The organism is Comamonas koreensis, assembly GCF_021026195.1.
Lineage (GTDB): Bacteria > Pseudomonadota > Gammaproteobacteria > Burkholderiales > Burkholderiaceae_C > Comamonas > Comamonas koreensis.
Window position 1 is genome coordinate 302,169 of the sequence record NZ_JAJNCT010000010.1, and the last position, 22,335, is coordinate 324,503.

Sequence of the window (22,335 nt, forward strand, 5' to 3'; positions counted from 1 at the left end):
CCGGGATCAGCGGCCGCAGCCATCAGTTGTGCGAATAGCTCTCGGGGTCCAGACCCCGCTCGGGCATCGGCGGTTCGACCTTTTTGGAGTTACGGTAGAGGTCTTCGGTCAGGTCGGTAAAACCGTTGGAGATCTGCTCCTCCATCTGCTGGCTGCGCTCCAGGCGGGGGCGCGAATCGCGCGCGGTGACCACACGCGGGGTGATGAACACCACGGTCTCGATCTGGTTATCGCTGTCGTTGTTGTTCTTGAAGGCCCAGCCCAGCACCGGCACATTGCGCAGGCCCGGCAGGCCATCGGTAGCGCGCGAGGACTGGCGGCTGATGAGGCCCGAGAGGATGATGGTGTCACCGTCATCGACGTTGAACTCACTCTCGGTGCGGCGCGTCAGCAGCCCCGGGATGCCATCGACCGAGATGGACTGGTCGATGTTGCTGACCTCGGCCAGGATCGAGCCAGAGATGTTGCCGGCGCCATCGGCCATGGGCTTGACATGCAGACGCAGGCCATAGGGCTTGTAGTTGACCGAGCCAGTACCCAGCGCGCTCATTGCAGGCAAGGGGATTTCACCGCCCGAGAGGAAACGCGCTTCGCCGCCACTGCGGGTGGTGAGCTTGGGCGAGGCCAGCAGCATCGCATTGCCGCGCTGCACCTGCAGGTTGATGGCCGAGGTCAGCGCCGTGCTCAAACCAAAGTAGTAGCGTGCCTTGCGCCGGCGCTGGTCCAGAAAGCCTTGGCCGTAGCCGCTGTCCATGTTCAGAAAGGGCGAGTTCTCCGGCAGGATGCGGTAGCCGCCGTTGGAGGCGATATCGGAGAACAGGCCAAAGTTGAAGCCGCCACCTGTCGTGTCCCACTTCATGCCCAGGTCGTCCAGCGCCGAGCGCGAGAACTCCACAATGCGCACGTCCATCTCGATCATGCGGTCGACACGCAGGCGCTCCGAGGTGGCGAAGGACACGACGGCCGGGCCGTACATGCGCGCAATCTCGCGCAGCCGTGTGACGGCAGCGGGGTCGAGGTTGGAGCCGTCCAGGATGATCTTTTCACCGACACGGGAGATGCTCACACCGGTGATACCGGCGGTCAGCATCGAGATCTCGCCTTCGATGCGGTCCAGATCGACCACGTTGACACGCGCCTTGAGGCTGCTGACCTGGCCGTCCTTGCGCCAGACATGGATCGTGCTTTCACCGGCGTCCAATGCCGTCAGCAACAGGCTCTTCTGGTCCACCACGCGCGCTTCCATGATCTTGCCGTTGCCGACGGCCACACGCACAACATCGCGCACCTCGATCAAGGTCATCTGCCCCACATAGAGCGACAGCGATGCGGGCAGGTGCTTGATCACCAAGGGCTGCACGCCACCGATGCTGGAGGCATCTGCCGCAGGCTGGGTGTTGACGCTGACGGTGGGCAAGGTGCGAAAGCCCGGCGAGGTCATAGGCGCAGCCTGGCCCTCGGTGTCGCGGGCGAAATCGCCACCGTCTCCGCCTTGTCCACGCTGCTCGGCCTCCGCCTGCAGCGATGCCGATTGCGCAGCGCGCAGCAGATCACCGAGTGCGCCGGGGGCTGAGGGCTGCGTGGTGCCGGCAGAGGGCTGCGCAGCCGACAAGGGCGCCGTAGGCAGGGCCAGGACGAGCGCGACGCAAGCCGTCGCACCCCAGGTCTGAAGGGCCGGACGGGGACGGGACATACAGATCATCGAGGAATTCATGGTCTAGCAAATCTTTGGAGCGAATGGCGCAGCGGGGCCAGGGAATAAATCAGGACAAAAACAATCAGTAAGCACCGGCAACTGCGGGCGCCTGGGGCGTGGGCACGGTGGCGCCGGGCACGGCCGCAGCGCCCAGCAAGGCGGCCAACGGCGTTTGCACCTGGGTTTTGACGCCACCACCACCGACGATGTACTCGACCATCGCCGGCGCACGGCCGGGCGCTGCGCGCACCACGGGCTGCTGGGGTCGGAAGCTGTCGATGTAGCTGGCCAGCTGCTGGGCGTTGGTGCCGGTGTCGAGCTTCTGGCGGTCATCGGCATTGCGCAGTGCCGCGACGATCTTGCCGAGCTTCTGTGCCAGGATCAGGCGCTGCGCATCAACCGGCGGCAGGCCCACGGTCACTGTGGTGTAGCTGCGCTGGCGGTAGGGATCGACGGTATTGGCGATGTCGGGGCGCTTGCGCAGCTCGGAGAACTGCTCCGAGGTGATCTGGCCGGTGGCGCGCACCACCACGTCCTGCAACAGCGGCACGACGATGGCATCTTCCGCCTGGGTGCCGCCATCCTTGTCGGCGATGAACAGGAAGTCGATATGGTCGCCCGCACGCAGCATGCCCGAGATGGTGCTGACCTCATCGACCGGGATGGTCACCGCGCGCACGCCGGCTTCGAGCTCTTCGGAGAACAGCTTGCGCGGCGTCACAAAAAAGTTGGCCAGCAGCGGCTTGCCGGCGCTGATGTCCACCGACAGCTGGCGGCCCAGAAAGCCGTCGATCATGTCCGGCGTCAGCACATCGGCATGCACATAGGCTGAGGGCACGCTGCGCTTGGCCACCATCTCGGGCTGCAGTGCGGTACCGGCGGGAATGTTCTGGATCGGCACGACCACATCGGTGCGCAGGCGCTCGGCTTCGGATTCCAGGTTGGCCTGGATCTCGGCCTCGGAGGTCTTGAGGTAGTACCAGCCCAGGCCGGCGGCGACCACACCCAGGGTGATGGCGGCGATCAGCGGGGCGGCACGGCGCGAGCCATTGGCCAGCCGCGAGAAACGATTCGGTTTGGGAGAGTTTGGGGTCACCATGGCAAAGAGATCGTGTAGGAATAGGAAGCCCAGGCTGCGCGAAAGGCATCAATCAGCAGCTGAAACAAAGACTTGTCGGCACCCGGCATGGGTGCGAAAAAGACGGCCGCCAACACGCCCGCGACGATCAGGTACTCGGTCATGATCTGCCCGGACTGCCGGCTGGCGTGAGGAAAAAGGGTGGGGTGCTTCGGTATCGGCATGAGGAGAAACGGCTAGGCCTGCGGCAAGGTGTTGCTGATGACGATGGAGCAACCCACGCCGTTGTGGGCGATGGCGATCACCGCCTCCTGGCCGCCGCGCCGCAGCACCACCTGGGCGCGCGTGCCGCCCTTGATGGTCTTGCGGCTCAGCACCGTCCAGCCGGCCACCAGTGCCTGTTCGCGGATGTAGAGTTCATTGGCCTCGACGCTCAGGGTATTGCCCCAGACGGTGGTGCGGTTGACCCGGTCTGCATCAAACGAAAAGGTGTCCGAGAACTCATCGGTGCCCATGGGCACGGCCAGGTAGCTGCGGCGCTGCAGCTGGTCACTAACCAGTTGCGGCACCGCGCCGTGCAGCCAGGCCGAGGAGATGCGCACCTGCTGCTTGCCGCTGGGCAAGGGCCGGAACTCCACGGTGATGCGGAAATTGCCGTCGCGCGCCCCGACGATAGGAATGCCCTCCAACGTGGTCTCCGAATAATCGGCCTTGCCGCCCAGCCACTCCTGGTAAAAGCGCTGGGCCTTGCGGGTGTCGCCGTCGACATCAAAGGCCTGGATCTGCATCGGTATCTTGTTCTGCACGATCAGCTCGGCCACCCAGTACGGCGACAGGTTCTTGTCGGGGAACAGGATGGCCGGCCAGGCAATCGCGCTGCCGGGGGCGGCAGGTACTGCCAGCGGCAGGGCGGCCCATATAGCGACCAGCAGCCAGGCCAGCCGTGTGCCCAGCCCGCTTAGCCGCCGGGCAGCTCCGGTTCCCCACCCAGGCCAGCACAACGGCATCATCGTCATGGCAAGGTGTTGACCACCGGCGGTGGCGGGAACGCGCGGTAGAAACGGAAGCAATCCTTGCCGTCGGGCTTCTCCAGCGGCCCGCATTCATGCTCACCCGGGTTGTCGTTGTAATGCTCATTCGCAGGCACCTTCTGCAGCCATTCGTAGCGATCCAGTGGCACCGACTTCTCCTGCGCATCACCAGGTGTCAGGCCCATGGTGAGCGAGTTGACGTCGAAGGTGGGCCAGAGCCACTTGAGCGTGCTGCCCAGCTGCCCCAGCGGCGCGCGGAAGTCCTGGTACTCAGGCCGGTCCAACAGCTTCATCGGCACCAGGCCCTGGATCTTGGATTCCTCGCGGTTGGTGCCGCCGGCGCTCCAGGGCTCGGACAGCATGGTCACATGGTCCTTGATCTCCAGCTTGAGCGGCAGCGGCGTGTCGTTCTTGTGCAAGGCCGACTCCACCTTGCCAAATTCGGTTGGGAAGCGCTGGGCGGAAAAACCGGCACCCCGCTCCAGTGCCACCTCGGTGCGCATATAGCCCTGGGTGACAAAGCGGAACTTGGCGATCGACTCGCCCTTGGCCAGGTTCTGCACCTCACCGACCTTGGAGAAGATGGTGTCCATGAACGCAGCGACCGAGGGCAGCGGTGCAGCCGTGGTCCTGGCGGTGAGCGACTCGTTGAAGTCGGGCATACGCGCCTGGCCGGATGTGAACTCGGATACGGTCTCGCCATGCACGCCGGTGTCGGTGTCCTGCTTGGGGTCGCGGAACACATGGCGGCGCAGATCATTGCCCAGCTCGGCATCGGACTTGCGGATGGCGCCGCTCGCGCCCTTGTACTGGTCGGCCGACATGACCTCGGTCTCCGTCGCTGCAGGAAACCAGACCGAGCGCTGCCAGGCATTGAGCTTGGCCGCCGCCGTGACCTGCATGCGTGCCTGGCCGTAGTCGGCGATCAACGGCACAGCCGCCATCAGGAGCGCTGCAAAACCGCTGATCAAGGTGACCTCGACCAGAGCGCTGCCCCGCTGCGCGCGGCGCGGGGCCTTCATAGGGAGGTTCGGGTACATCATTGCGCCGCATCCTGGTTGTCGGGCTCGCCGCCGCCAAACAGGCCATCCGACCCGCCCAAAGCCGAGCCAGCCACGGCCACGCCACGCGCCCAGATGGAGGGCTCGACATGGTGGACCTGCCAGTACGGCGAGAAAAGGTTCTTGTGCTCGATAAAGCCACCGGTGAACCCGACCTTGATCGTGCGGCCGGCAATCTGCAGCGACTTGTACTGGTCCTTGGTCATGTCGCGGCGCTGCCAGCGGTCCTGTGGCCGCTTGAAATACAGCTGGGCGGAGGACAGCGCACTCATGTCGCCACCAAACAAGCGGTCGCGCAGACCGATGCTGTAGTCATCCTTGGCATAGCCAAAGCCGGCCTGCTCTCCGGTGCGCACATCACTGCCCCGGCGTGCCACCATCACCGAGATGGTGGGTCCCTTGTCGGTCAGGCTGCCCCACTTGCGTGGGTTGATGCTGGTCATTGACAGGTCGCCATACCATTTGTCCTGGTCCCGGCCCTTGAGCGTGCGCACCTGGCGCACATCCCAGTAGCGGGGCAGAGAGAAATTCCTGGTGGCCAGGCCAATGTCGGTGCGCGGCTTGTACTTGTAGGCCGAGTTGAACTGCAGCACGGCATAAGGCACCAGCAAATTGTTGCCATCGCGGTCGCGGCCGGCCGCATAGATGGCGCTGTCGGACAGGCCATCCGAGGTCAGCTTGCCGTAGTTGCGCTTTTCATCGCTTTGGTATTCGGGATCCACATTGCGTGGTTTGAAGTTCTTGTCGTAAGAACGCAAGGCCAAGCGGTTGCCGGACCAGCCTTTGTCCGCATAGCCGGAGCCGCCGGTGGCAGCGGCCGCGCCCAACCCGAAATCACCGACAAAGCGCTCAGCCAGCAGCATTCCGGCACCGGCAACGTTTACCGAATCGGCAGATTGCCAGCGGATGCGGCCACGTTCATCGGCCAGATCCGAGCCCCGGGTGGCGACCAGCTCGGTACCGCCCTTCCAGGACACCGTGCCTTTGAGCAGCTCCTGCATGGCCGTGGCAATCGGGCCACTGGACAGGTCAAAGCTGGAGTCCTCGTTCTGCATGCCGCTGATGCCCTGTCCGATCAGGGCCGGAAAAATGCGCCGGTCCTTGGTGAAGTCATCGCGCGTAGCCTGGGCTGCATGGGCAAAGCGCATTGCATCAAAAAAATCGTCTTCGTCGTTGCGGCGGTCCGACGTGGTGCTGTAGAGCTTGATGAAGTTGAGAAACTCCAGCGACGAGCTGGCAATCAGTGGCGCATTGGCAGCCACGGGCAAATAGGCCTTGTCGTCGTTGTCGTTGAGCACATCCTTGGCGACCACGATGGCCTCGGGAATGCTGACGCCCGTGGTTGCTGCCTGGGCCAGCGAGATGGCGGTGTTCAGCACCCGCAGTGCATCGACCATGATCTGGAACGGGCGGGCTGAGGGCTCGATCACCTTGGCGATGTTGTTGGCCTGGCGCTGGTACTTGGCAGCAGCCTGCACATTGCCACCCCACTTCACCAGGTAATTGATGGCGCTGATGAAGTCATAACGCGCAGCGGCTGCTGCAGCCTGGGCCAGGTTCCAGACACCCTTCTGCCCTTCGATCTCCACCCGCGCCACTTGTATGTTGGCCGCCGTGCTCACCACCATGCCAACAGACGTCTGAAAGCTCGCCAGCATGGCCACGCCCGCTTCATTCGCAGCCATGGCCCGGTTGGTATAGGCCAGAAAATTCATCTGCCGCGCAAATACTGTGGACGCGCTATAAGTCATCGCATCGGCATTGTTTTGCAGCTTCATTTTGTCTCGCGCAACAATGGCCGTGTTATAGACCAGGAATATGCTGAGACAAACCACCGGAATGATGGCCAACAAATAGACAATCACCTGGCCTTTTTGTACGCGATCTCCACACTGATACGAAGATGGTTTATGCATGATGGCCACTATTATGTAATTCGCTGAATTCCGGAGGCCCTCCCTCCCGTTGATGGCTCAAAGCCATTATCTCAACCCGGCACACCCAAGGGTTTGCACTGAGTACCCAGCCTAAGATGCAGGCATTAGCACTATCCGACAGAGGCCAAGGCCTGCGGCTTTGCAGCAAGGCACCCCGGGTTGCGATAGCGGCTCTTACTTGGCGCCGTCGTTACCGCCTTCGGTATAGGTCGACATATTCATGTTCTTCTGGGCATTGGTCAGCGCCTTACCCGATGCTGCCTGTGCGGCAGTAATACCTTCCTTGCCCGATTCACCGCCGACTTCCTTGGCCATACCCGCAACCTGGCTGCGAACGGTTTGGCCGAAAAAGCTGAAAGCGGCAATGGCAGCAATGGCGATCAGGCCCAAGATAATGATGTATTCCGTCATACCCTGACCGCGCGATTTACGCTTGGCCACTGGCTTGGCAACAGTTGCGATAGGGGAATTGGTGTGATTTGTCATATTCAAGGCGAGCTCCTCATTCATGGACTATTCAGATGAAATTCAAGGTTTTCAGAAACCATGCCATGCGACCGCGCAGCGCAATTACTGAACGGCGCAATGGTATCTATCTGTTTTGCCAATGTACATGCCATTTTCATTAAAATGTTAACAAAGTGTTTCCATGCCTAAATAGACTGAATGAGCTTATTTGTCAAAATTAATTTGTTGCGAGATGAAATTTTTCTTCTGTCATATTGATGACATCAATGGGTTATTGAACAATCCTCAGCAGCAACTGCGCAAAAATCCAATAATTCCATAGAAATCATGACCCAAGCTGAACACACGGCGCCTCGTCCCATAACTACACCACATATATACACAATCGATATTCGATACTGTCCCATAATAAATTGCCATAATTAACTTGCAATCACTTCATCTGTCCACTAAATAAGCAGCATTAATAGCCGCTCCAATACATAGCAAGGAACCTTCTGGAAAACCCTGAAGTAGTCTGGATACGAAATCGGTAGATCTGCGGCGCCGCCCGTTGTTATCAATAGCTGCCCGCAAACCTGCGAAGACGCCTTACACCGCTTACCGATCCGTAGCCATTCCCGTTGCAAAGGGCCGCGCAGAAGATTCCAAGAAACGGAGAAACTCGATGGAAAAAGGCAGACCCAAGTCAGGAATCACACTGACTGCGCGGGAACGCGAACAGCTGGAAATCATGGCCAACAGCCCCGGCCAGCCCGCCCATCTCTCCACCCGCGCCAGGATCATCCTGCGCAGTGTGGAAGGCGACAGCAACGTCAGCATTGCCAACAGCATGGCGCTGACCCAGGCGACGGTAGGCAAATGGCGCCGCCGCTTTGCGAGCCATCGCATCCTGGGGCTCTACGACAGCATGCGCACCGGCAAACCCCGCACCATCGATGACCGCCAGCTGCTGGCCATCACCACCACCGCCAAAGCAGCACTGGCGTCTGAGGATGCCGCATCCGACAGCGTGCGCGCGCTGGCTGCACGCACGGGCATGTCCAAAAGCAGCGTGGCCCGCTATCTGCAGCTGCTTGGCAAGACCAAATCACCGCCCCACTTCGCGCTCTTCAGTGATCCGCTCCTGCTGGAGCAACTGCAGGCACCTGCCGCGCTCTACCTGAGCGGCAGCGACAAGGCCCTGGTCATCTGCCTGGATACCAAAAGCCCGCTCAGCCTGCCCGCCGCCCCGGAAAAGCCCAGTGCCCCCCCAAGCCTGTCCGATAGCGAAGGCTGCCCGCACCCCCTATCGGCCGCGCTTTGTAAGGCACTGAACACCGTCAGCAAAAGCCCCAGCGCACAGTGCAAGCCACGCCTGCGGCACCAGGAGTTTCTGGTGTTTCTGCGCGAGGTCGAAGCGATGTTCCCCCCGCATGTCGATGTGCATTGCATCCTCGACACCAGCGCGCTGAGCCAGCACCCCAGTATCAAGGCCTGGCTGGGCATGCGCCCGCACTGGTGCACCCATGGCTGCGGCGACTACGCTGCCTGGCACGAGGAACTGGGCCGCTTTCTGAGCCGCTTGGGCACCCAGCGCAGTGCCACGATGCGGGCCGAGGAACTGGCCCATTGGCTGCAGTCAGTCGATGCGCTGGCACGCCAACAAAGCCCCAACCGCAGGCCGTTCCGCTGGATGGGACCGCTGCACCTATTGGAAGAGGACGAGTCGGCAGACCGCGAAGAGATGCAGAGCAGCGTGGAAAAACAAAGTCCGCGAGACCGTTAGGCACGGAGCGCACACCCAAAGTAGCGAATGTGTTGAGCCGTCTCTTCATGGGGCTTGCATGTTCTGTCTGCGAAGGCCTACAGCCGATGCCCTCTGGCGGCTGTCCTTGCTCCGGTATACCAAGCCCTAGGATCGGCCTGGATGTCGAATGAATACAACAAAGCACCGCCCACGCAGACCCCTCTCGACGGTCTTTTGTCAGACCGTATCATCCGAATCCTGGTCAAAAACGGCGTGGATTCGGTGGAAGGTGTCCGCCAAGCCTATCCGCTGCGGTTACTGCGCATGCATGGCATCGGCATGATGCGCTTGCGCCATATTGAGATGGCCTTTTTCCCCGACCAGTGCTATGAGCCAGACTTTGCCCCGCCGTCCATCCGGTTTGCCCAGGATTCGTCCTTGAATGGCAGGCTGCCGCTGGTGACGGTGCGCACGCTCGCGCGCGCGGGCATCAAGACGCCCGAGCAACTGCGTGAGGCCTATCCGCATAAGTTATTGAAGATCCACACGATTGGCGCACGCACGCTGCGAGAGATTGAGCGGGTGTTCTTTCCGGGTCAGCGGTTTCCGCTGAAGGAGGACCGTTAGGCTGCCTGCAGCGGCACAGTTGAGTGCTGCATCGCTGATGGGTTTGCTTGAGTGTCTGCAGGAGATGCTCGTGAATTCTTGGAGCTTCACGGGACTCTGTGTGGCGAGTGAATTCCTACTGGAATTCATCATGTTGATGGTGCCTCGAGCCGGGATCGAACCGGCACGCCACTTTCGCGGCACGGGATTTTAAGTCCCGGGTGTCTACCAATTTCACCATCGAGGCACGCAGCCTGCCATTCTAGCTGCTCCAGCTACGCTGTTGGACGAAGACCGCTGCAGATCGTGGCAGCGCGCAACGCTGCAGCGGCGATCGCAAGCACATGCGGCTGAGGGATAGAGAGAAGAAGGAAGCTGCGAATGCTGCGCGACCCGCAGGCTCGCGGTGGCAGCCAGCTCCGCCACGCAAAAGGCCGAAGCTGAAAAGCAAAAAAGAGCCCTGAGGCTCTTTTCGCAATGTGTTGGAGCGGGAAAACGGGTTCGAACCGTCGACCTATACCTTGGCAAGGTATCGCTCTACCAACTGAGCTATTCCCGCAAAAACCAGCATGAACGGATCCACACCAGCTTTGAAACTGGAGCGGGAAAACGGGTTCGAACCGTCGACCTATACCTTGGCAAGGTATCGCTCTACCAACTGAGCTATTCCCGCAAAAACTAGCATGAACGGATCCACACCAGCTTTGAAAACTGGAGCGGGAAAACGGGTTCGAACCGTCGACCTATACCTTGGCAAGGTATCGCTCTACCAACTGAGCTATTCCCGCAAACATTGTTCGTATCTCAACGAACCCAAAACGTACTGACAAGCATGTCCTGGAGGCGCGATCCAGAGTCGAACTGGACTAACCGGATTTGCAATCCGGGGCATAACCGCTTTGCTATCGCGCCATGGATTGTTGCCATGCTGAAGCCATCAACACAGCCAATTTGGAGCGGGAAAACGGGTTCGAACCGTCGACCTATACCTTGGCAAGGTATCGCTCTACCAACTGAGCTATTCCCGCATATCCGCTTTACCGGAAGTCCGCTATTATATACCGGGCTCCGCGATGGTATGCATTGTAACGCATATTTTTTGGTCTTTTTGGCAAACCGGCCCGTTTTTGATGACGGGCCGGTTTTCCTTGCTGCTTTGCGGTTTATCAGTGCTTGACGGCACGCGAGCGGCGCGCTGGTGCGGCCTTGGCGGCCGTAGCTGCCACAGCCACTGCAGGCACCACGGGCACCGGCTCAGCGGCAGGCGCATCGCTGTCGCTCAACGGCGTGGGTTTGACTTCCAGCGCCACTTCCAGCACCTTGTCGATCCAGCGCACCGGCACGATCTCCAGACCGCTCTTGACGTTGTCGGGGATCTCGGCCAGGTCCTTGACGTTCTCTTCCGGGATCATCACGGTCTTGATGCCACCACGCAGTGCGGCCAGCAGCTTTTCCTTCAGGCCACCGATGGCGGTGACTTCACCGCGCAAGGTGATCTCGCCGGTCATCGCCACATCGGCACGCACGGGGATACCGGTCAGCACCGACACCAGCGCGGTCGTCATCGCGGCACCAGCGCTCGGGCCATCCTTGGGGGTGGCGCCATCGGGCACGTGGATGTGGATGTCGCGCTTTTCGAACACGTCGTCGCGGATACCCAGGGAGCGTGCACGGCTGCGCACCACGGTGCGGGCTGCTTCGACCGATTCCTTCATCACATCGCCCAGCGAGCCGGTGCGGTTGATGACGCCCTTGCCGGGCATGGCAGCGGCTTCGATGGTCAGCAGATCGCCGCCCACCTCGGTCCAGGCCAGGCCCACGACCTGACCGACCTGGTTCTTCTGCTCGGCATGGCCATAAGTGAACTTGCGCACACCCAGGTAGTCGGGCAGGTTGTCGGCCGTCACCTGCACCGGTGCCTGCGCCTTGCCCAGCTGGATGTTCTTGACCACCTTGCGGCAGATCTTGGACAGCTCACGCTCGAGCGAACGCACACCGGCTTCACGGGTGTAGTAGCGCACGATGTCGCGCACAGCGTCCTCGCGCAGTTCGAGCTCGCCGGCCTTGACGCCGTTGTTCTCGATCTGCTTGGGCAGCAGGTAGCGCATCGCGATATTGGTCTTCTCGTCCTCGGTGTAACCGGCCAGGCGGATCACTTCCATCCGGTCCAGCAAGGCGGGCGGGATGTTCATCGAGTTCGAGGTCGCCACGAACATCACATCGCTGAGGTCGAAGTCGACTTCCACATAGTGGTCGCCAAACTTGCTGTTCTGCTCGGGGTCGAGCACCTCCAACAAGGCGCTGGATGGGTCGCCCCGGAAGTCCATGCCCAGCTTGTCGATTTCGTCAAGCAGGAACAGCGGATTGCGTGTGCCGACCTTGGACAGGTTCTGCAGCACCTTGCCCGGCATCGCGCCGATGTAGGTGCGGCGGTGACCGCGGATCTCGGCCTCGTCACGCATGCCGCCCAGCGCCATGCGCACATACTTGCGGCCGGTGGCCTTGGCAATCGACTGGCCCAGCGAGGTCTTGCCCACGCCAGGAGGGCCGACCAGGCACAGGATCGGTGCCTTGACCTTGTCCACGCGCTGTTGCACTGCGAGGTATTCCAGGATGCGGTCCTTGACCTTGTCCAGGCCGTAGTGGTCTTCGTTCAGCACATCCTCGGCGACCACCAGGTCTTTCTTGACCTTGGTCTTCTTGCCCCAGGGCAGGTTCACCAGGGTTTCGATGTAGTTGCGCACCACCGAGGCCTCGGCCGACATCGGCGACATCAGCTTGAGCTTCTTGAGCTCGCCCTCGGCCTTCTTGCGCGCATCCTGCGTCATCTTGGCGAGCTTGATCTTCTTCTCAAGGTCTTCCAGATCGGCGCCGTCTTCACCCTCGCCCAGCTCCTTCTGGATGGCCTTGACCTGCTCGTTCAGGTAGAAGTCGCGCTGGCTCTTTTCCATCTGCTTCTTGACGCGGCCACGGATCTTCTTGTCGACATTGAGGATGTCGACTTCGCGTTCGAGCTGGTCGTACAGGTTTTCCAGGCGGTCCTGCACCTTTTGCAGCTCCAGCACGGCCTGCTTGTTCTCCAGCTTCAGCGGCAGATGGGCGGCAATGGTGTCAGCCAGGCGGCCGGCGTCGTCGATGCCGGAGATGGAGGTCAGGATCTCGGACGGGATCTTCTTGTTGAGCTTGACGTACTGGTCAAACTGCTGCATCACGGCGCGGCGCAGGGCCTCGATCTCGCTGGCCTTGTCGGCGCTGTCGCCGGCCTCTACCGGTTCGATCCGGGCGGTGAAGTAGTCCTCGCCTTCCGCAATCTCCTGCACCAGCGCGCGCTGCACGCCCTCGACCAGCACTTTGACGGTGCCATCGGGGAGTTTGAGCATCTGCAGAATGGTCGAGACGCAACCAACATTGAACATGTCGTTGACGGTGGGATCGTCCTTGGCGGCCGTCTTCTGGGCCACCAGCATGATCTTGCGGTCGCCCTCCATCGCGGTCTCCAAGGCCTTAATGCTCTTGGGACGGCCAACGAACAGCGGGATCACCATGTGCGGAAAAACGACCACGTCCCGCAGCGGGAGCATGGGCAATTCCAGGGGATGGGAGGAAGGGGTTTGGTTGTCGGACATGAAAATCCTTTTGAAACTTGTACGAAGATGATTCGTAAAAGTGATTTTTCAACCCTTGGCCATGAAAAACCAGGGGCCAGGGCGGGTGCAGGCCAGCAAATGCACCCTCAAGCCCTTGGGATGGCGCCCGGCAGCGCCAGACGATCCTTGTAAAACACCGATGGCAGAGCCCATGCGGTCTCTGCCATCGCAGCCTGTCAGGCCTTCTTGGCCGCTTCCCGGTACACCAGGAGGGGCGGCTTGCCTTCGTTGATGGTCGCCTCTTCGACCACCACCTTGGCCACATTGTCGGTGGTGGGCAGGTCAAACATGGTGGTCATCAGCGACTGCTCCAGAATCGAGCGCAAACCACGCGCGCCGGTCTTGCGGGCCAGCGCCTTCTTCGCAATCGCGATCAGGGCATCCGGGCGCACCTCCAGCTCCACGCCTTCCATGCCCAGCAGCTTGTTGTACTGCTTGACCAGCGCATTCTTGGGCTGGGTCAGGATCTGGACCAGCGCGTCTTCCGACAGCTCGGCCAGCGCGGTGACCACCGGCAGACGACCCACCAGCTCGGGGATGATGCCGAACTTGATCAGGTCTTCCGGCTCGATGTCGCGGAAAGCCTCGGAGATGGAGCGTTGCTGCTTGCTCTTGACGGTGGCACTGAAACCGATGCCCGACGCTTCGGAACGGTTCTCGATGACCTTCTCAAGCCCGGCAAACGCGCCGCCGCAGATGAACAGGATATTGGTCGTGTCGACCTGCAGGAAATCCTGGTTCGGGTGCTTGCGGCCGCCTTGGGGCGGGATCGAGGCCATCGTGCCTTCGATCAGCTTGAGCAGCGCCTGCTGCACGCCTTCGCCCGACACATCACGGGTGATCGAGGGGTTGTCCGCCTTGCGCGTGATCTTGTCGATTTCGTCGATGTAGACGATGCCGCGCTGGGCGCGCTCCACATCGTAGTTGCAGCTTTGCAGCAGCTTTTGCACGATGTTCTCGACGTCCTCGCCGACATAGCCCGCTTCCGTCAACGTGGTGGCGTCCGCCATCACAAAGGGCACGTTCAGCTGGCGGGCCAGCGTCTGGGCCAGCAAGGTCTTGCCCGAGCCGGTGGGGCCGATCAGCAAGATATTGCTCTTGGCCAGCTCCACATCGTCCTTGCCGGCCTTGTCCTTGTGCGCCAGGCGCTTGTAGTGGTTGTACACCGCCACAGCCAAGGTGCGTTTGGCGGGATCCTGACCGATGACATAGTTGTCCAGGGTGGCCTTGATCTCGGCCGGTGTCGGCAGATCATTGCCCTTGGCCTTCTCGCCCTCCTTGCCTTCTGCCGCCACTTCGTCGCGCACGATGTCATTGCAGAGGTTGATGCACTCATCGCAGATGAACACGGACGGTCCGGCAATGAGTTTCTTCACCTCATGCTGGCTCTTGCCGCAGAAGGAGCAGTACAGGGTTTTTTCGCTGGATGAGCCTTTTTTCTCGGCCATGGGGGCAATGCCTTCAATCGAATCTATGTGGAAACAATGATAACCAACTACAAAGCGGCCTCAACCGGTAGGGTTGGGGCCGCTTCACCGGAAAAGCCTACTTATGGGCGCTTTTCTACCACAGTATCGACCAAACCGTACTCCTGGGCTTCTGGCGCCGTCATGAAGTAGTCGCGCTCGGTGTCGGCCTTGACCTTTTCATAAGGCTGGCCAGTGCGGTCTGCCAGGATGCGGTTCATCTGCTCCTTGGTGCGGATGATGTCGCGGGCATGGATTTCGATGTCCGTCGCCTGGCCACGGGCGCCGCCCAGCACCTGGTGGATCATGATCTTGGAGTTGGGCAGCGAGTAGCGCTTGCCCTTCTCGCCAGCGGCCAGCAGGAAAGCACCCATGCTGGCAGCAAAGCCCAGGCACATGGTCGAGACCTGTGGCTTGATGAACTGCATGGTGTCATAGATGGCCATGCCGGCCGTCACGCTGCCGCCAGGCGAGTTGATGTAGAGCGAAATCTCCTTGTCGGGGTTTTCGCTTTCCAGGAACAGCATCTGGGCGACCACCAGGTTGGCGGTCTGGTCGTTGACTTCGCCCACCAGGAAAATCACGCGGTCCTTGAGCAGACGCGAGTAAATGTCAAACGAGCGCTCACCACGGCCCGATTGCTCGATCACCATCGGGATCAAACCCAAGTTCTGAATATCTTGTGCGCTCATTACATCTCCGTTCAGGATAGGTGGAAGCTAGCGTCAATGCACTGTGACTGCGCTAACTGTACCCCAATAAAATGGGGCCTGCGCCCAAAAGCACAAGCCCCTGTTTTCAGTTGGCCGCCGCGCTGGCGGCCATGGCCGCCCCGCGCGCTTCTCAGCCTTGCTGGCCCATCAGTTCGTCGAAGGACACGGTCTTGTTGCTGACCTTGGCCTTGCCCAGCACGAATTCGGTCACGTTGTTTTCGATCACAACGGCTTCGACTTCGGCCAGACGTTGGCGGTCACCAAAGTACCAACGCACGACGTCTTCTGGCTTCTCGTAGCTCGATGCCAGCTCGTCGATGTGGGCCTTGATTTGCTCAGGCGTGGCTTCCAGCTTGTTGGCCTTGACCAGCTCGGCCACCACCAGACCCAGACGCACGCGGCGCTCGGCTTGGGGCAGGAACACGTCAGCAGGGATTTCCGCCTTTTCAGCGTCCTTGATGCCGCGTTGCTTCAGCTCTTCACGGGCGCCTTCCAGCAGACGGCCGACTTCGGCATCGATGCTGGCCTTGGGCAGGTCCAGCTCAGCCTTGGAAACCAGGGCTTCCATGACGGCTTGCTTGTTGCGCGACTGAACGCGGAACTTGACTTCACGCTCCAGGTTCTTCTTGATGTCGGCGCGCAGGCCTTCGACGGAACCGTCAGCAATGCCCAGGGACTTGGCCAGTGCTTCGTTCACTTCGGGCAGGTTGGCGGCTTCCACCTTCTTGACGGTCACCAGGAAGTCGGCGGTCTTGCCAGCCACTTCCTTGCCGTGGTAGTCCTCTGGGAATGCCAGGGGGAAGGTCTTGGATTCGCCGGTCTTCATGCCGCGCACTGCGTCTTCGAATTCCTTGAGCATCTGGCCTTCGCCGATCAGGAACTGGAATGCTTCAGCCTTGCCGCCAGCGAAGGGTTCGCCGTCGATCTTGCCTTCGAAGTCCACGGTCACGCGGTCGCCATCCACGGCAGCCGTGTCGGCTGGGCGCTGGGCGAAGGTGCGACGCTGCTTGCGCAGGATGTCGATGGTCTTTTCGATGGCGGCGTCGTCCACGTCGGCAGCCAGCTTCTCGACTTCCGCGGAAGCCAGGTCACCGATCTTGACTTCGGGGAACACTTCGAACACGGCATCAAATGCCAGCTCACCCTCGGGTGCGCCTTCTTTTTCAGTGATCTTGGGCTGACCGGCCACGCGCAGCTCGGCTTCGTTGGCGGCCTTGGCAAACGCCTCGCCGACCTTCTCGTTGAGCACTTCGTACTGCACGGAATAGCCATAGCGCTGTGCCACCACGTTCATCGGCACCTTGCCTGGACGGAAGCCGTCCATCTTCACGGTGCGGGCCAGGCGCTTCAAGCGGCTGTCCACTTCGGTTTGCACGGATGCGAGAGGCAAGCTCAGCGAAATTTTGCGCTCGAGCTTTTCAAGGGTTTCAACATTCACTGCCATGGTTAATCCTAGTTAGGCACGAACCCTTCCGGCCACGGTGTGCAAACGCCATTCAAGCCAGCCTGCAAGCGGCAAAGCTTGCGTCCGATGCGAGGACATTCCGTGTCACATCGGGGATGGCATCAACGGGGATTGGCACCGTTTTACAACCTGGGGTCCCAGTAGATAGGCGACTGGCCCTAAGCCCAGCACACCCAAAAATCAAACGATGACAGCGCATTCAGTAGCAAGCAACACCTGGCGTGACGCAGCAAAAACCAGCGTTGTCACGAAAGCGGTGCAGCGCAAGGCGCCATCGACCGAAACCGAACATTATATATAAAGCCAGCTCTTTTCCTGGATGCCAATACCGTCTTGGTGCAGGGTCAGCCCCAGAGGCCGGCAGCCGTTGGCGCAAAACGCCAAGAAAAAAGCCGAATCTCCTGCAGGAAATTCGGCTCATATGCATTGCAACAGCAGATGGTGCTTATACCTTCTGCTATTAAATTTTGGTGCGCGGGGGGGGACTCGAACCCCCACACCATTGCTGGCGTCAGGACCTAAACCTGGTGCGTCTACCAATTTCGCCACCCGCGCGCTGCGGCCGCAGCCAGCTTGTCAGCCAACCCGCCTGTTTTTAGGTCAATCCGCGATTCTAATGCAAGCCACTGCTGCCCTGGGCAAACCTGAGCAAAAACTCGCTAAGGGACCCTCTGCATAACTCCCTGCCGTGGTCTGAACGCGGTCTCGGGCGATCTGCTGTGTTGTCTTCCTTGTCAATAGCTCGCTATTGACTGCAAAAGACGCCTTGCATCTCATCCCGATCCGCGTCCATCCCGCTTGGCGAGGGTTATGCCGAGGGCCCCTGGCAAACACCACTCAAACCGCAGCCGACAGTGGCACGTCGCTGTGCTCCTTTTTCACGCGGAACCAGGCCGCATACATCGCCGGCAGCGCCAGCAAGGTCAGCACCGTGGCAACGACCAGGCCGCCCATGATGGCAACGGCCATCGGCCCCCAGAAGATGCTGCGCGACAGCGGGATCATCGCCAGCACGGCAGCAGCGGCGGTCAGCGCAATCGGGCGCAGCCGGTGGGTGGCAGCTTCGACAATGGCATCCCAGGTCGACAGGCCCGCCGCATGGTTGGCCTCGATCTGGTCGATCAGGATCACCGAGTTGCGCTGGATCATGCCCATCAGTGCGATGACACCCAGCAAGGCGACAAAACCAAAAGGCCGGTTCAGCAGCAGCAAGGCAGCAGTCACGCCCGCGATGCCCAGGAAGCCGGTGATATAGACCAGCACCGAGCGGCTGAAGCTGTGCAGCTGCAGCATCAGCAAGGTGAAGACGATGAAGACCATGATGGGCATGCCCGCCATGATGGAGTCCGAGCCCTTGGCGCTCTCCTCCACCGCACCGGCAATCTCGATGCGGTACTGGTTCAGGCCCTTGTCGGCCCAGCCCTGCTGCAGCTTCTGCAGATCGGGCCAGAGCTTTTGTGTCACGGTCGGGCCTTGCAGGCCGGCGGCCACATCGCCTTGCACGGTGATCGCATACTCCCGGCCCTGGCGCCAGAGAATGCCCGGCTCCCAGACAAAGCTGGGCTTGGCAATCTGCGACAGCAGAATGGCCTGGCCGCTGCTTGACGCCACATAGGCGTTGCCCACATCGGTCACGGCCTGGCGCTCGTCCACCGGCTGGCGCAGCACCATGTCGATCAGCTTGTCGCCTTCGCGGTACTGGCCGATGGTGTTGCCCGACAGCTGGGTGCGCGTGGCCTGGGCAATGCTCTGGTTGCTCACGCCCAGCGCACGGGCCTTGCTCTGGTCCACCTCCAGGCGCAGCACCTTGATGGATTCGTTCCAGTTGTCGTTCACACCCCGCATATCGGGCGAGGCTTCCAGCTTGGCACGCACCTCGCTGGCCAGCGTGCGCAGCAGCTTGGGGTCCTGGCCCATCACGCGGAACTGCACCGGGTAGGGCACCGGCGGGCCGCTGGGCAGCAGCTTGACGCGGGCGCGCACTTCCGGGAACTCCTGGGCCAGCAAGGTCGGCAGGCGCTTCATCAAGCTGTCGCGGTCGGCCAGGTTGTGGGGCAGCAGGATCAGCTGCGACACATTGGACTGCGGGAAGATCTGGTCCAGCGGCAGGTAGAAGCGCGGCACGCCCGAGCCGATCCAGGAGGTGACGGACTCAATGCCCTCCTGGGCCAGCATGCGCTGCTCGATGCGCCGTGTCACCTCCTCGTTGGCAGCCATGCTCGATCCCTCGGGCAGCCAGACATCCATCAGGATCTCGGTGCGGTTGGAATCGGGGAAGAACTGCTGCTGCACCCGGCTCATGCCAAACAGGCCGAGTGCAAACACCAGCACCGTGGCGCCAATCGTCAGCCAGCGGTGCTCCACGCACCAGGAGACAGTGCGGCGGAAGCGGTTGTAGAAAGGCGTGTCGAACATCGCATGCTCGCCACCCTCCTCTTGCGGCGCATGCTTGGGCTTCTTCAGGAACACCGTACCCAGGTAGGGCACAAAGTAGACCGAGGCCACCCAGCTGATGACCAGCGCAATCACCGTCACCGCAAAGATCGCAAAGGTGTACTCGCCGGTCGTGGACTTGGCGATGCCAATCGGCATGAAGCCCGCCGCCGTGATCAAGGTACCCGTCAGCATCGGCTTGGCAGTGATGTCATAGGCGGCAGTAGCCGCGCTCAGCTTGTCATAGCCCTCTTCCATCTTGCGCACCATCATCTCGACCGCAATGATGGCATCGTCCACCAGCAGGCCCAGCGCAATGATCAGCGAACCCAGCGAGACCTTGTGCAGGCCAATGCCCCAGTACCACATCGCCAGGAAGGTGGCGCAGAGCACCAGCGGAATGGTGATGCCCACCACCAGCCCCGGGCGCGGATCCAGGCTGATGCGGCGCCACAGCGGGTCCTTGCCCTTGCGGATGTGCATGCCCAGGCTCACAAAGCTCACGGCCAGCACAATGACCACCGCCTCGATCAGCACGCGCACAAACTCGTTCACCGAGGTGGACACGGCCTTGGGCTGGTCCTGCACGTTCTCCAGGCTCAGGCCGGCGGGCAAGGTGGGCACGATCTTGTCGACCGCCTCATGCAGGTGCTTGCCCAGCGCAATCACATCGCCGCCCTTGCGCATGGAGATACCCAGGGCCACCGTCGGCTGACCCTGGAAATGCACCTTGGTCTTGGCCGGATCCAGATAGCTGCGGTAGATGTCGGCAATATCGCCCAGCTTGAGCTGGTTGCCGTTGGGGCCGCGGATCGGCATGGCCTTGACGTCGTCCAACTGGCGGAACTCGCCCGTCACCTCGACCTGCACCCGGTCGGCACCGGCCTGCACCTCGCCACCGCTTTGCACGGCGTTTTGCTGGCCGAGCTGGGCGATGACCTGGTTCATGTCCAGCCCCAGCTGGGCCAGCTTGCTGCGCGAGATCTCGATATAGAGCTTCTCGTCCTGCACGCCAAAGAGTTCGACCTTGGCGACATCCTTCACCCGCAGCAGGCTCTGGCGCACGCTGTCGGCATATTCCTTGAGTTCGGCGTAGCTATAGCCCTCGCCCTGCAGCGCATAGATCACGCCGTAGACATCGCCAAAGTCATCGTTGTAGAAGGGGCCGAGCACGCCCTGGGGCAAGCTGGCGCGCATATCGCCCACCTTTTTGCGCACCGCCAGCCAGGTCTGCGGCACATCCTGCGGGCGCGTGTCTTCGCGCAGGTTCAGGATGACCAGCATCTCGCCGGGCTTGGAGTAGCTGACGATCTTGTCGGCATTGGGCACGTCCTGCAGGGTGCGCTCGACCTTGTCGGTGACCTGCTCGGCCATCTGCTGGGCCGTGGCGCCTGGCCAGGCGGCGGACACCACCATCGCACGGAAGGTGAACGGCGGGTCCTCATCCTGGCCCAGCTGAAAATAGGCGCCGATGCCCAGCACCAGCAGCATGATGAGCAGGTAGCGCGTGAGCGGCACATGCTGCAGCGCCCAGCGCGAGAGGTTGAAGCCCTTGCTGCTGCTGTGCTTCTCGCCATCGGGCTCCGGGGACGAAGGTGGCGTGCCAGCGCCTTGCGGCGTGTTCTGAGGTGTTTGCATGGTCACCTCTTATTGCTTTGGTGCAGCTGCAGGCGCAGCGGCATCTGCAGCGGCAGGCGCATTCACCACCGGAGCATCGGCCTGGGTCTGCGCGGGCGCAGAGGCCGCGTACTTGGACTGGAACACCGTCACCTTCTGGCCGGCATTGAGCACATGCACGCCGGCAACCACCACCTGCTGCCCGGCCTGCAGACCGCTCTGGATGACGGCGTCATTGCCGTCCATGCGCGCCACCACCACTGCCTGGGGTTGCACCGTGGAGCTGGCCGGGTCATACACCCAGACCTTGCTGCTGCCGGCCTGGTCCCACAGCGCCGACAAAGGCAGCTTGATCACATCGGCCGCCTTGTCGGCGCCGGCGGGGCGCTCGGGCGGCAGCACGGTCACCGTGGCGCCCAGCTTGGGCAGCACATCATTGGGCGCCGCATCCAGCGAGGCCTTGACCTGGTAGGTGCGCGTAGCGGCATCGGCGCTGGCCGCCACCTCGCGGATGTGGGCGCCCAGCAACTGCTCTTCAGGCCAGACCTTGACCTGCACCGGCTGGCCGGGCTTGAGCTGGGCAATGCGGTCCTCAGGCACGGCAAACACCGCATCACGCGCACCATCCTTGGCTACGCGCAGCACGGGCGTGCCGGCAGACACCACCTGGCCAGGCTCCACATTCACCGCAGTCACCACACCGGCCACCTCGGACACCAGGCGCGTATAGGCCGTCTGGTTACCTTGGCTGGCCGCATTGGCCTTGGCCTGGTCGAGCTGGGCCTGGGCCGATTTCAGTGCCGCCGCATGGCGCTCCATCTCGGCCGCGCTGATGAAGTTCTTGTCGCGCAGCTCCTTGAAGCGGCGGTAGTTGGCCGCCTCCAGATCACGCTGCGTGGTGGCGGCCTGCACCTGGGCCTGCGCACCTTGCGCCGCCAGCGCGTAGTCGGTGCCATCGAGCTGGGCCAGCAACTGGCCGGGCTTGATGGCCTGGCCCAGCTCCACATTGCGGCTCAGCACCTTGCCCGCCACACGAAAGCCCAGCTGCGCCTCGGTGCGCGCCCGGATATCGCCGGCAAACGCCGTCTGCGCCTGCAGCGGGGCCGCACCCACCGTTTGCAGCTTGACCGCCCGGATTGGCTCGGGAGGAGATTCCTGGCGCGAACAGGCCGTCAAGCTGGCCAAGGCAGCCATCGACAGCAGCAGCACTGCGGCACGCGCACTGGGCGCTCGAAGAGGTAGGAACATGGTGTGCATGCGGGCGGTGAGAGGCCAGGAAGAACCTGGCCCGGCAGAAGAAAAAGAGGGAAATGCACCAAGGACCCTCTGCCCAACACCCGGACGCGCGCTGTGCAGAGGGCCCTTAATGACCAAACGGTCACTAATTT

Annotated in this window: 15 protein-coding genes and 7 tRNA genes; 2 read left to right on the forward strand and 20 right to left on the reverse strand. The window is 61.6% G+C overall.

The features are described 5' to 3' along the window. Positions 1–22: 22 nt before the first annotated feature. The 7 genes from LPW39_RS11775 to LPW39_RS11805 form a co-directional block, all read right to left on the reverse strand. Entirely contained in the window at positions 23–1,693 is a 1,671-nt protein-coding gene (locus LPW39_RS11775) for a type II and III secretion system protein family protein (protein ID WP_230774910.1), read from the reverse strand. Positions 1,694–1,778: 85 nt separating this feature from the next. Beyond that, the gene (cpaB, locus tag LPW39_RS11780; protein WP_230774912.1) at positions 1,779–2,795 is read right to left on the reverse strand and encodes a Flp pilus assembly protein CpaB; all 1,017 of its coding nucleotides are present in this window, start codon (positions 2,793–2,795) and stop codon (positions 1,779–1,781) included. Beyond that, positions 2,789–2,938 (reverse strand): hypothetical protein, encoded by a 150-nt coding sequence (locus LPW39_RS11785; RefSeq protein WP_230774914.1) that lies wholly within the window; start codon positions 2,936–2,938, stop codon positions 2,789–2,791. The genes cpaB and LPW39_RS11785 overlap by 7 nt, the downstream gene beginning before the upstream one ends. Positions 2,939–3,010: 72 nt before the next feature. Further along, positions 3,011–3,790: a hypothetical protein gene (locus LPW39_RS11790; RefSeq protein WP_230774916.1), complete on the reverse strand. Its 780-nt coding sequence runs from the start codon at positions 3,788–3,790 to the stop codon at positions 3,011–3,013. After that, positions 3,787–4,848 carry a hypothetical protein gene (locus LPW39_RS11795; protein WP_230774918.1) on the reverse strand — a complete coding sequence of 354 codons (1,062 nt, stop codon included), beginning with the start codon at positions 4,846–4,848 and terminating at the stop codon, positions 3,787–3,789. Before LPW39_RS11795 ends, LPW39_RS11790 begins: the two co-directional genes overlap by 4 nt. Next, a complete protein-coding gene (locus tag LPW39_RS11800; RefSeq protein ID WP_230774921.1) occupies positions 4,845–6,644 on the reverse strand; it encodes a hypothetical protein in 1,800 nt (599 codons plus the stop codon). The genes LPW39_RS11795 and LPW39_RS11800 overlap by 4 nt, the downstream gene beginning before the upstream one ends. A gap of 333 nt (positions 6,645–6,977) precedes the next feature. Continuing rightward, a complete protein-coding gene (locus LPW39_RS11805) occupies positions 6,978–7,313 on the reverse strand; it encodes a pilus assembly protein (RefSeq protein WP_407928831.1) in 336 nt (111 codons plus the stop codon). 691 nt (positions 7,314–8,004) lie between these two features. Between LPW39_RS11805 and LPW39_RS11810 the strand changes: the two genes are divergently transcribed. Further along, entirely contained in the window at positions 8,005–9,039 is a 1,035-nt protein-coding gene (locus LPW39_RS11810; protein WP_230774923.1) for a helix-turn-helix domain-containing protein, read from the forward strand. Between the two features lie 141 nt (positions 9,040–9,180). Beyond that, on the forward strand, positions 9,181–9,627 hold the full coding sequence (locus LPW39_RS11815) for a helix-hairpin-helix domain-containing protein (RefSeq protein ID WP_230774925.1): 447 nt from the start codon (positions 9,181–9,183) through the stop codon (positions 9,625–9,627). 137 nt (positions 9,628–9,764) lie between these two features. Here the strand turns inward: LPW39_RS11815 and LPW39_RS11820 are convergent. The 13 genes from LPW39_RS11820 to LPW39_RS11880 form a co-directional block, all read right to left on the reverse strand. After that, positions 9,765–9,853, reverse strand: a tRNA-Leu gene (locus LPW39_RS11820). Positions 9,854–10,089: 236 nt separating this feature from the next. Further along, positions 10,090–10,165: transfer RNA gene (locus LPW39_RS11825), tRNA-Gly, on the reverse strand. 38 nt (positions 10,166–10,203) lie between these two features. After that, positions 10,204–10,279, reverse strand: a tRNA-Gly gene (locus LPW39_RS11830). A gap of 39 nt (positions 10,280–10,318) precedes the next feature. Continuing rightward, positions 10,319–10,394: transfer RNA gene (locus tag LPW39_RS11835), tRNA-Gly, on the reverse strand. A 50-nt stretch (positions 10,395–10,444) separates the two neighbouring features. Next, a tRNA-Cys gene (locus LPW39_RS11840) sits at positions 10,445–10,518 on the reverse strand. Positions 10,519–10,558: 40 nt separating this feature from the next. Continuing rightward, positions 10,559–10,634, reverse strand: a tRNA-Gly gene (locus tag LPW39_RS11845). Positions 10,635–10,772: 138 nt separating this feature from the next. Continuing rightward, positions 10,773–13,232, reverse strand: coding sequence for an endopeptidase La (gene lon, locus LPW39_RS11850; protein ID WP_230774927.1), 2,460 nt, complete (start codon positions 13,230–13,232; stop codon positions 10,773–10,775). 197 nt (positions 13,233–13,429) lie between these two features. Beyond that, positions 13,430–14,701: an ATP-dependent Clp protease ATP-binding subunit ClpX gene (gene clpX / locus LPW39_RS11855; RefSeq protein ID WP_230774929.1), complete on the reverse strand. Its 1,272-nt coding sequence runs from the start codon at positions 14,699–14,701 to the stop codon at positions 13,430–13,432. Positions 14,702–14,802: 101 nt separating this feature from the next. Continuing rightward, positions 14,803–15,411: an ATP-dependent Clp endopeptidase proteolytic subunit ClpP gene (gene clpP / locus LPW39_RS11860; RefSeq protein WP_182327230.1), complete on the reverse strand. Its 609-nt coding sequence runs from the start codon at positions 15,409–15,411 to the stop codon at positions 14,803–14,805. A gap of 151 nt (positions 15,412–15,562) precedes the next feature. Beyond that, positions 15,563–16,876, reverse strand: a complete 1,314-nt coding sequence (gene tig / locus LPW39_RS11865; protein WP_230774937.1) for a trigger factor — start codon at positions 16,874–16,876, stop codon at positions 15,563–15,565. Between the two features lie 489 nt (positions 16,877–17,365). Then, a tRNA-Leu gene (locus LPW39_RS11870) sits at positions 17,366–17,452 on the reverse strand. A gap of 282 nt (positions 17,453–17,734) precedes the next feature. Then, positions 17,735–20,968 carry an efflux RND transporter permease subunit gene (locus tag LPW39_RS11875; RefSeq protein ID WP_230774939.1) on the reverse strand — a complete coding sequence of 1,078 codons (3,234 nt, stop codon included), beginning with the start codon at positions 20,966–20,968 and terminating at the stop codon, positions 17,735–17,737. A gap of 9 nt (positions 20,969–20,977) precedes the next feature. Further along, positions 20,978–22,195, reverse strand: a complete 1,218-nt coding sequence (locus LPW39_RS11880; RefSeq protein ID WP_230774941.1) for an efflux RND transporter periplasmic adaptor subunit — start codon at positions 22,193–22,195, stop codon at positions 20,978–20,980. Positions 22,196–22,335 lie beyond the last annotated feature (140 nt).

Bases quoted from the DNA above. Each gene is read 5' to 3' on its own strand.
- LPW39_RS11775 (WP_230774910.1), bottom strand. From the start codon at position 1,693: ATGTCCCGTCCCCGTCCGGCCCTTCAGACCTGGGGTGCGACGGCTTGC.
- cpaB (WP_230774912.1), bottom strand. From the start codon at position 2,795: ATGGTGACCCCAAACTCTCCCAAACCGAATCGTTTCTCGCGGCTGGCC.
- LPW39_RS11785 (WP_230774914.1), bottom strand. From the start codon at position 2,938: ATGACCGAGTACCTGATCGTCGCGGGCGTGTTGGCGGCCGTCTTTTTC.
- LPW39_RS11790 (WP_230774916.1), bottom strand. From the start codon at position 3,790: ATGACGATGATGCCGTTGTGCTGGCCTGGGTGGGGAACCGGAGCTGCC.
- LPW39_RS11795 (WP_230774918.1), bottom strand. From the start codon at position 4,848: ATGATGTACCCGAACCTCCCTATGAAGGCCCCGCGCCGCGCGCAGCGG.
- LPW39_RS11800 (WP_230774921.1), bottom strand. From the start codon at position 6,644: ATGAAGCTGCAAAACAATGCCGATGCGATGACTTATAGCGCGTCCACA.
- LPW39_RS11805 (WP_407928831.1), bottom strand. From the start codon at position 7,313: ATGAATGAGGAGCTCGCCTTGAATATGACAAATCACACCAATTCCCCT.
- LPW39_RS11810 (WP_230774923.1), top strand. From the start codon at position 8,005: ATGGCCAACAGCCCCGGCCAGCCCGCCCATCTCTCCACCCGCGCCAGG.
- LPW39_RS11815 (WP_230774925.1), top strand. From the start codon at position 9,181: ATGTCGAATGAATACAACAAAGCACCGCCCACGCAGACCCCTCTCGAC.
- lon (WP_230774927.1), bottom strand. From the start codon at position 13,232: ATGTCCGACAACCAAACCCCTTCCTCCCATCCCCTGGAATTGCCCATG.
- clpX (WP_230774929.1), bottom strand. From the start codon at position 14,701: ATGGCCGAGAAAAAAGGCTCATCCAGCGAAAAAACCCTGTACTGCTCC.
- clpP (WP_182327230.1), bottom strand. From the start codon at position 15,411: ATGAGCGCACAAGATATTCAGAACTTGGGTTTGATCCCGATGGTGATC.
- tig (WP_230774937.1), bottom strand. From the start codon at position 16,876: ATGGCAGTGAATGTTGAAACCCTTGAAAAGCTCGAGCGCAAAATTTCG.
- LPW39_RS11875 (WP_230774939.1), bottom strand. From the start codon at position 20,968: ATGCAAACACCTCAGAACACGCCGCAAGGCGCTGGCACGCCACCTTCG.
- LPW39_RS11880 (WP_230774941.1), bottom strand. From the start codon at position 22,195: ATGTTCCTACCTCTTCGAGCGCCCAGTGCGCGTGCCGCAGTGCTGCTG.